Annotated in this window: 6 protein-coding genes; 4 read left to right on the top strand and 2 right to left on the bottom strand. The window is 42.7% G+C overall.

Going from position 1 to position 6,819, the window contains the following annotated elements; translation table 11 throughout:
* Positions 1–249 precede the first annotated feature (249 nt).
* From CA598_RS08090 to CA598_RS08075, 4 genes are all read left to right on the top strand, one after another.
* Positions 250–579 carry a PadR family transcriptional regulator gene (locus tag CA598_RS08090; RefSeq protein ID WP_094874645.1) on the top strand — a complete coding sequence of 110 codons (330 nt, stop codon included), beginning with the start codon at positions 250–252 and terminating at the stop codon, positions 577–579.
* Positions 576–1,133 carry a DUF2812 domain-containing protein gene (locus CA598_RS08085; RefSeq protein ID WP_094876172.1) on the top strand — a complete coding sequence of 186 codons (558 nt, stop codon included), beginning with the start codon at positions 576–578 and terminating at the stop codon, positions 1,131–1,133. Before CA598_RS08090 ends, CA598_RS08085 begins: the two co-directional genes overlap by 4 nt.
* 221 nt (positions 1,134–1,354) lie before the next feature.
* On the top strand, positions 1,355–4,444 hold the full coding sequence (locus CA598_RS08080) for a PAS domain S-box protein (protein ID WP_256990396.1): 3,090 nt from the start codon (positions 1,355–1,357) through the stop codon (positions 4,442–4,444).
* Between the two features lie 101 nt (positions 4,445–4,545).
* Positions 4,546–4,938, top strand: coding sequence for a NusG domain II-containing protein (locus CA598_RS08075; protein ID WP_256990397.1), 393 nt, complete (start codon positions 4,546–4,548; stop codon positions 4,936–4,938).
* On the opposite strand, the gene CA598_RS08070 is transcribed toward CA598_RS08075, so the two are convergent.
* Together CA598_RS08070 and CA598_RS08065 are read right to left on the bottom strand one after the other, a co-directional pair.
* Positions 4,931–5,806 (bottom strand): TIGR03943 family putative permease subunit, encoded by an 876-nt coding sequence (locus CA598_RS08070; protein WP_094876169.1) that lies wholly within the window; start codon positions 5,804–5,806, stop codon positions 4,931–4,933. The two genes, CA598_RS08075 and CA598_RS08070, sit on opposite strands and share 8 nt — an antisense overlap.
* 48 nt (positions 5,807–5,854) lie before the next feature.
* Positions 5,855–6,772: a permease gene (locus CA598_RS08065; RefSeq protein ID WP_373455812.1), complete on the bottom strand. Its 918-nt coding sequence runs from the start codon at positions 6,770–6,772 to the stop codon at positions 5,855–5,857.
* Between the last annotated feature and the right edge of the window lie 47 nt (positions 6,773–6,819).

Genomic DNA, 6,819 nt, shown 5'->3' with positions numbered 1-6,819 from the left:
GTGGAGGTTCGAGTCCTCTCGACCGCATCATCAAATAGGCTTATACAATTGCTCTTGGGCAGTTGTATAAGCCTATTTTTTATTTCTGAAGAAAGTGATGGTGGTCCAATTCTTACTGTAGCTATGCTTCGGAGCATAATATGGAGAAGATATTATAGGTATTTTGTATTGACAATTATATCGGTTACCGTAATAATGTTATTACGGTAACCGATATATCGCTAACAGTAATAGAATGGAGATGGAATCATGCCTGAAAGCTCAGAAAGAGGAGCCTTAACAGAAGCTGTATTTTACATTTTATTGTCTTTATACACCGCAATGCACGGATACGCAATTATGCAGAATGTGAAGGATTTAAGTCATGGTCGAGTGGATCTTGGAGCGGGCACTTTATATGGAGCTATCAACACCTTGCTTGAGAAAAACTGGATAAGAGCTATAGAAGGGGAAGAAGGCTCCCGAAGAAAGGAATACGAAATTACTGAGTTAGGGAAGACAGTGATTCAGGGGGAGCTTATCCGGTTGGAAGAGCTGATTGCTAATGGGAAGAGAATAGCTGGAGGTGAGTCGAAATGAAGCATGTGGTTCGCAAGCTGTTTTGGGATTTTGAGAAGGAAGAACAGTGGCTTAATGAAATGTCTGCCAAAGGGTTTGCCTTTTCAAGCTACTCCTGGTGTAAATATGTGTTTACTGACTCGCCTAAGAATGAGTATACGTATAGAATTGAACTTTTAGATAATGTGCCTACTCATCCGGAAAGCGTAGCATACCTCAAGTTTTTAGAAGAAAATGGAGTAGAGTGTGTTAGCAGCTATGTTCGCTGGATTTATCTTAGGAAGAAGTCATCCGAAGGTTCGTTTGATATTTACACGGATCTGGAATCCAAAATAAAACACTTTAAGCGAATTAACACGCTATGGAATTCTGTTATGTGGTTAGAGTTCATTGTTGGTTTAGCCAACATTCTCATGGGGGTAACGAATTATTTCAATTCATCCAGCAGCATTAGTTTAATAAACGTTGTTCTAGGCGGGCTTTTAATCCTTTTGGGACTTGTTTTTTTAAGAGCCGGTGCACCTATCCGTAAGAAAATTAAGAAGCTTCAACAAGAGAATTTAATAAGAGAATAGTTATTTTAAGTTGTGCTATGTACTAACAGCAAGCTCCCCGAGTGTTGGGGACTTGCTGTTTATTTTTTGTCTGTGAGGATAACACGCAATCTCTTTGATTTATACCAACCTATCATTTAGGACTCAGCTATCAAGCTTAATTACCGAAAAAAAGGTATACTGGAATAGATTACGAGATTGTAATAAAGTTTGTCCCCATCTCAAAAGAGGAGGCTACTCAGGTGTCTGAATTTCTTTTTAAGCAACTATACTTACGGTCTTCTATAGGGGTTGCAGTAGTCTCTCCCAAGGAAGGAACCTTGATTCAATCCAATCCGGCGCTTTGCCATATGCTCGGTTATTCTGAAGAAGAGCTTTTGAATATGCATTATTTAGATCTTATTTATCCAGACGATAAAATCGATGATGATCATTACGTTATCCTGAACAATCTCTTAGCAGATCCTGGGTCCGCGATGGAATTAGAAAGACGGTTCCTGTGTAAGGATGGCGAGATGATCTGGGTAGCACAACATATATTTCTGATTCTTCAGGAGAATTCTAGTGAACCTCTTGTCATGATTTCAGAACTAACGGATATCACAGACCGAAGACTTGCCGAAGATAAGATTCAGGAAGATCAACATTTATATAATTTGATCACAAAAAATACACCGGATATGATTTCTTTTGGCAAACCTGACGGTACGTTGCAATACGTGTCTCCTTCAGTGGAGCTGTTGCTGGGATATCCTGCAGATGAAATGATAGGCACGAAAAGACCTGATTATTATCACGTAGATGATGCCTTAGAGATGACCAAACACGGAAAACTCTATTCGGATACGGATGTGTATACACGTAGAGCCCGGCATAAGGACGGACATTATTTGTGGATCGAGAGCAGTTCACAGGTGGTACGTGATGAGCAGGGGCAAATCAAGCAGATATTAACCATCGGCCGCGATATTACACAGCGTAAGAAATATGAGGATATGCTGGCGAAAGCCCAATATCTTGCGAAAATGGGATCTTGGGAATGGGATGCGACAAAAGCGCGGTTGACGGTTTCTAGAGAAATGCGTAACATTTTCGGCTTTTCGTTAGATGAGAGTATTCATTCCTATTTTGATTACAGGCATGTTCTTTCCTGTATTGATCCAGCTGATTTTACAAGACTTGAAAAGCTAGTGCGTCAATCCTTTGCAAATGTGACGAATGGCGAAGCTATGGTTCGGATTAAAAGTGCGGATGGGATTTTGAAGTTTTTGGATGTACACTGGGAAGTGCTTAAGGATGAAGAAGGAAGAGTGCTACAGATCAGCGGGATTGCCCAGGATGTGACTGAACGTCATCGAATGGAGGAACAGATGCGTGATAGTGAGCAGAATTACCGACTTCTGTCGGAAAATTCAATGGATTTTATTTCACGAAATACAGCAGACGGACACCTCACCTATCTGTATGCATCACCGATTTGCCAGACAATGTTCGGTTATACACCGGAAGAAATGTACGAAACCAGAGGAATAGATTACATACATCCTGAGGACAAGGAGAAGGTAGTAACCTATCTTAGCAATTGTATGGAAGGCAAGAAGCTCGAGCCTGTGACCTTTCGGTTTCTTTGCAAAGATGGAACATATATTTGGACGGAGACAACACTTCGCTACATCTACTCGGAGACATTTGGAGGACAAGAGCTGGTGTGTGTAACCCGGGACATTGCGGAACGGGCGCGGCATTTTGAAGAAATAGAGAAGTTAAGTAACGAGCATGCTCTAATACTGAATTCAGTATCTGAAGGCATATTTGGTATGAATCTTGAAGGGGATACGATGTTCATCAACCCAGCGGCGATTACTATGCTAGGATACGATCCAACGGAATGGTTGAACAGCAAATTCCATACGATTCATCAGACTTGGCTGGATAATGAGCCATTCTTGGGCATCCAGAAGACGCTGATTCCCTCGCACTTCAATAATCGCTCTTTTGATGAGAAAGAGGGCGTGTTTTGGAGGCAAGATGGTTCCAGCTTTTTAGTCAGATATCACATGACTCCTCTTTTTGATGGAGAAGAGCGGATCGGAGCTGTAGTGGTTTTCCGGGATATCACAGAAGAGAAGGAGATTGTGCGAGCGAAGGAGTCTGCAGAGGAAGCGGATCGGGCGAAGTCGGAGTTTCTAGCGATCATGAGCCATGAGCTGCGTACACCTATGAACGGTATTATAGGAATGGCAGACTTGCTCTCAGGTACAGAGCTGGATGAAGAGCAAAGCTACTACACACAAATCATTAACAGTAGTGGAGAAGCATTGCTTCATATTTTGAATGAAGTGCTGGATTTCAGCAAAATTGAAGCAGGTATGATGACACTTGAACTGCAAATGGTGGATTTACGTGAAGTGATTCAGAACGTTAGTGAGCTATTCTATCCGAAGGTCAAAGAGAAAGGGTTGTTACTGACTATCAATATTGCACCTGATCTTCCATTTGTCGTTGTGACGGATGAGGCGAGATTGCGCCAAATTCTCGTGAACTTAGTGGGAAATGCGGTGAAATTTACGGAGACAGGTGAAATTAGTATTTCTGCCAGTCTGGAGGCTTCTCAAAAGTCAGGAAATATTATCGTTAAGTTCATGGTTAAAGATACGGGTTTGGGAATTCCAGTTGCCAGTCAAGGGTTGTTGTTTCAATCGTTCTCGCAATTGCATCCTTCCATTAATCGTAAATATGGCGGAACAGGACTGGGACTGGCCATTAGTAAAAAGCTGGTGGAGCTGCTTGGAGGAGCGATTGGTGTAAGGAGTTGTGAGAAACATGGCTCAGAGTTCTTTTTCACCGTGGAGGTCTCTTTGCCCAAAGAGGAATGGAGTCAGAAGGTAATGCTCCACCCTTCAGTGGATGCAGACAAAAGCATTAAACCTAACGCCAAAGCATCTGATACTGGAGAATATGGACCGATGTCTATTCTCATCGCTGAAGATCATCCTGTGAATCAGCAACTGATGCTGGCTTATATGAAAAAGAGGGGATACTTCCCTGACATTGCATCAAATGGCGAGGAAGCAATTCGAGCTGTGCTGTCCAAGGATTATGATCTCGTCTTTATGGATATTCAGATGCCAGTTATGGATGGGATAGAAGCAACAGGAATCATACGTGAGAAGCTCGGGCTGTCTCCTGTTATTATTGCGGCCACAGCGTTTGCCAGAAATGAAGATAAAGATATGTGTCTGAGTGCAGGAATGCAGGATTTCATCTCCAAGCCTATCTCTATAAAGGAGCTTGATAGGGTATTAAAAGATTGGTCTACTCGGATTCGTTAAGGATGAGGAGTGTCATTGACAAAAGGGCGTAAGATTAATATATTTGTAATCGTAATCATTACGAATATATTGTCGATGAAAGGATCCATACCTTGTTAAAGATGAAGCGTGGCGATTTTGTAATCATTTTTTTAGCTCTATTCGCAGCAGGTTTGATCTACGGAATCAAGTGGTGGGACACCCGTAATGAACAGTATCAGCAAGGAGATTTGAAAGCTATAATTACGGTCGATGGTAAGGAATACAAGACCGTTTCTTTGACTAAAGAAGAGCAAATTATAGATATTCAAACGGAGTTTGGTCACAATACCTTAAAGGTATTTGATTACGGGATCCAAATGACATATTCTGACGCTCCTTTGCGAATCGCTTTGGAAATGGGGTTTATTTCTAGGCCAAAGCAACAAATCATATGTATACCCGCCCGTATTATGGTTGAAGTATTTAACCCTAACCGAGTGAATGATGAGGATGAGCTGGACGCAATTATTTAGTAGGTTTGGCCGTATTCTGCAAAGCTTTCCATGCCGTTATGGAGTCAGCACTCGTGTAAATGTAGGGTGTTGTTGGTTGCGCAATAGGTGTAATTGCTTCTGCGCGTATTTGCATCATTTCTTGGCCCTTGTATTGCACAACTTGAAGCTTGCCCCGAACCTCTATCCAGGTATCGGTGGGCAAGCTTTTTAATTTGCCGGAATCAACCAGCATCCCAAATGGAGTAGCATCGGCGGTACAGCACTGAACCAGAAATCTGCCAATGGCAAATGCATTCTCTGGCGTTTCACTATCATCGCGATACAGAAAACCGGAAACGGAAATTTCTTTGCCTTCAAATTGTTGTTTATACATGTCAATAGCACCTAGTGTTTCAGAAAAAATATCAGAATACACAGGGATAGTAGGCTGCGCATATAGAATCTTAGCTAGCTCAGTGAGCTCCTCATGATAAGGATCAATCGATTCGAATCTAACAGCATTGGTAGACTCTGATGGTAATGAGGAGAACGAAATCCCCTTTTTACTAGCGGCCATACTTCCCAAGGCACGATCAGGAAGTACAAATCCAAGCAACAGTGGAAAGAGGAATAATCCATAAAGCGCTGTACTTTTAAATATGGAATGAGGGAGGCGGTGCTCGCAGTCACATAGCACACTTCCCTTACCAAATAAGGCTTGAATAGCCAAGCTGAGCGCCATAAGTGTGAGAGGAATCGGACATAACTGAACCCAGCGTGCTAGCTTAGGCGCTACATAATAATGCAAAGCGTCCTGCTGCACTAGTTGCCCAATATAGAGAGCAAAGGCGAGCAGAATGACCGCCCTTAACAAATAGTGAAATCGGATGCTTCGAGAGTCATTCATACGCTTCCTCCTAACAATGCGGTAAGCATCTGCTTGTCACCTTTATGATCACAGCCATAAGGACATGAGTACGGCTCCAATAAATACGCTCGAAAAGATAAGAAAGAACAAATAAAGAGCAAATTTGGTCTTAAACAGCGAAAGTAACATCAATGAATTTTTGAAATCTAGCATCGGCCCAAATACCATAAAAGCGAGCAGTGCTCCTGCTGGAAAAGAATGTACAAAGGTGGAAGCTACAAAGGCATCTGAGGTGGAACAGAGCGAAAGCACAAATGCCAGTCCCATCATGAAAAAATAAGACCCGAGCGGCTTATCTCCGATCGCAGCTAAACTGTCCTGAACCATAAACGTCTGAATGCCAGCGGTCAATAGGCAGCCAATGATTAAGTATTTTCCCATCTCAAAAAACTCATCCGACGTATGCACGAAGACGGCAGCTAACTTTCCTCCACGAGAATTATTATGATGAGTGTTATCGGTTTCGCGCTGAACGCTGAGGCGTATAGGGGACTTTTTCACCGTTGCATAGATAATCAAGCCTATAATACAGGCGACTATAAAAGCTAGACCCATCCGCGCATAGGCCAGTTCTGAGTGGTTGCGAAAGGCAGTCAGTGTTGCTCCATAGACGACTGGGTTTAGGATGGGTCCGGATAAGATGAACACAATCGCGACATAGACAGGCATACCCTTATGGATAAGTCGGCGGACAAGCGGGATCATTCCACATTCGCATACTGGGAATATAATTCCGAGCAGGCAAGCGAATAAAATAGCCAGAAACGCCTGCTTCGGAATCCACCGGGAGATCATTTCATCCGGGATAAAGACACGAAGCAGCGAGGATAATAAAGCTCCTGCTAACACAAACGGCAAGGCTTCTAGCAAAATCCCGATAAAGCCGGTTTTGAACGTGTCAATGTACGCGTTATCTAATAGCTCCAGTTGATTAGGCACCCATATAAAACCAATGATAATCAGGAATGAGATCGGTAGAAGCAGCGGCAGTA

This window comes from Paenibacillus sp. VTT E-133291 (assembly GCF_002264395.1).
Taxonomy (GTDB): domain Bacteria; phylum Bacillota; class Bacilli; order Paenibacillales; family Paenibacillaceae; genus Paenibacillus_AQ; species Paenibacillus_AQ nitricinens.
The sequence above is the reverse complement of the archived record's forward strand: the minus strand, read 5'-3'. Positions and strand labels throughout refer to the sequence as shown.

Coding starts and splice junctions, on each gene's coding strand:
- CA598_RS08090 (WP_094874645.1), top strand. CDS start 250: ATGCCTGAAAGCTCAGAAAGAGGAGCCTTAACAGAAGCTGTATTTTAC.
- CA598_RS08070 (WP_094876169.1), bottom strand. CDS start 5,806: ATGAATGACTCTCGAAGCATCCGATTTCACTATTTGTTAAGGGCGGTC.
- CA598_RS08085 (WP_094876172.1), top strand. CDS start 576: ATGAAGCATGTGGTTCGCAAGCTGTTTTGGGATTTTGAGAAGGAAGAA.
- CA598_RS08075 (WP_256990397.1), top strand. CDS start 4,546: ATGAAGCGTGGCGATTTTGTAATCATTTTTTTAGCTCTATTCGCAGCA.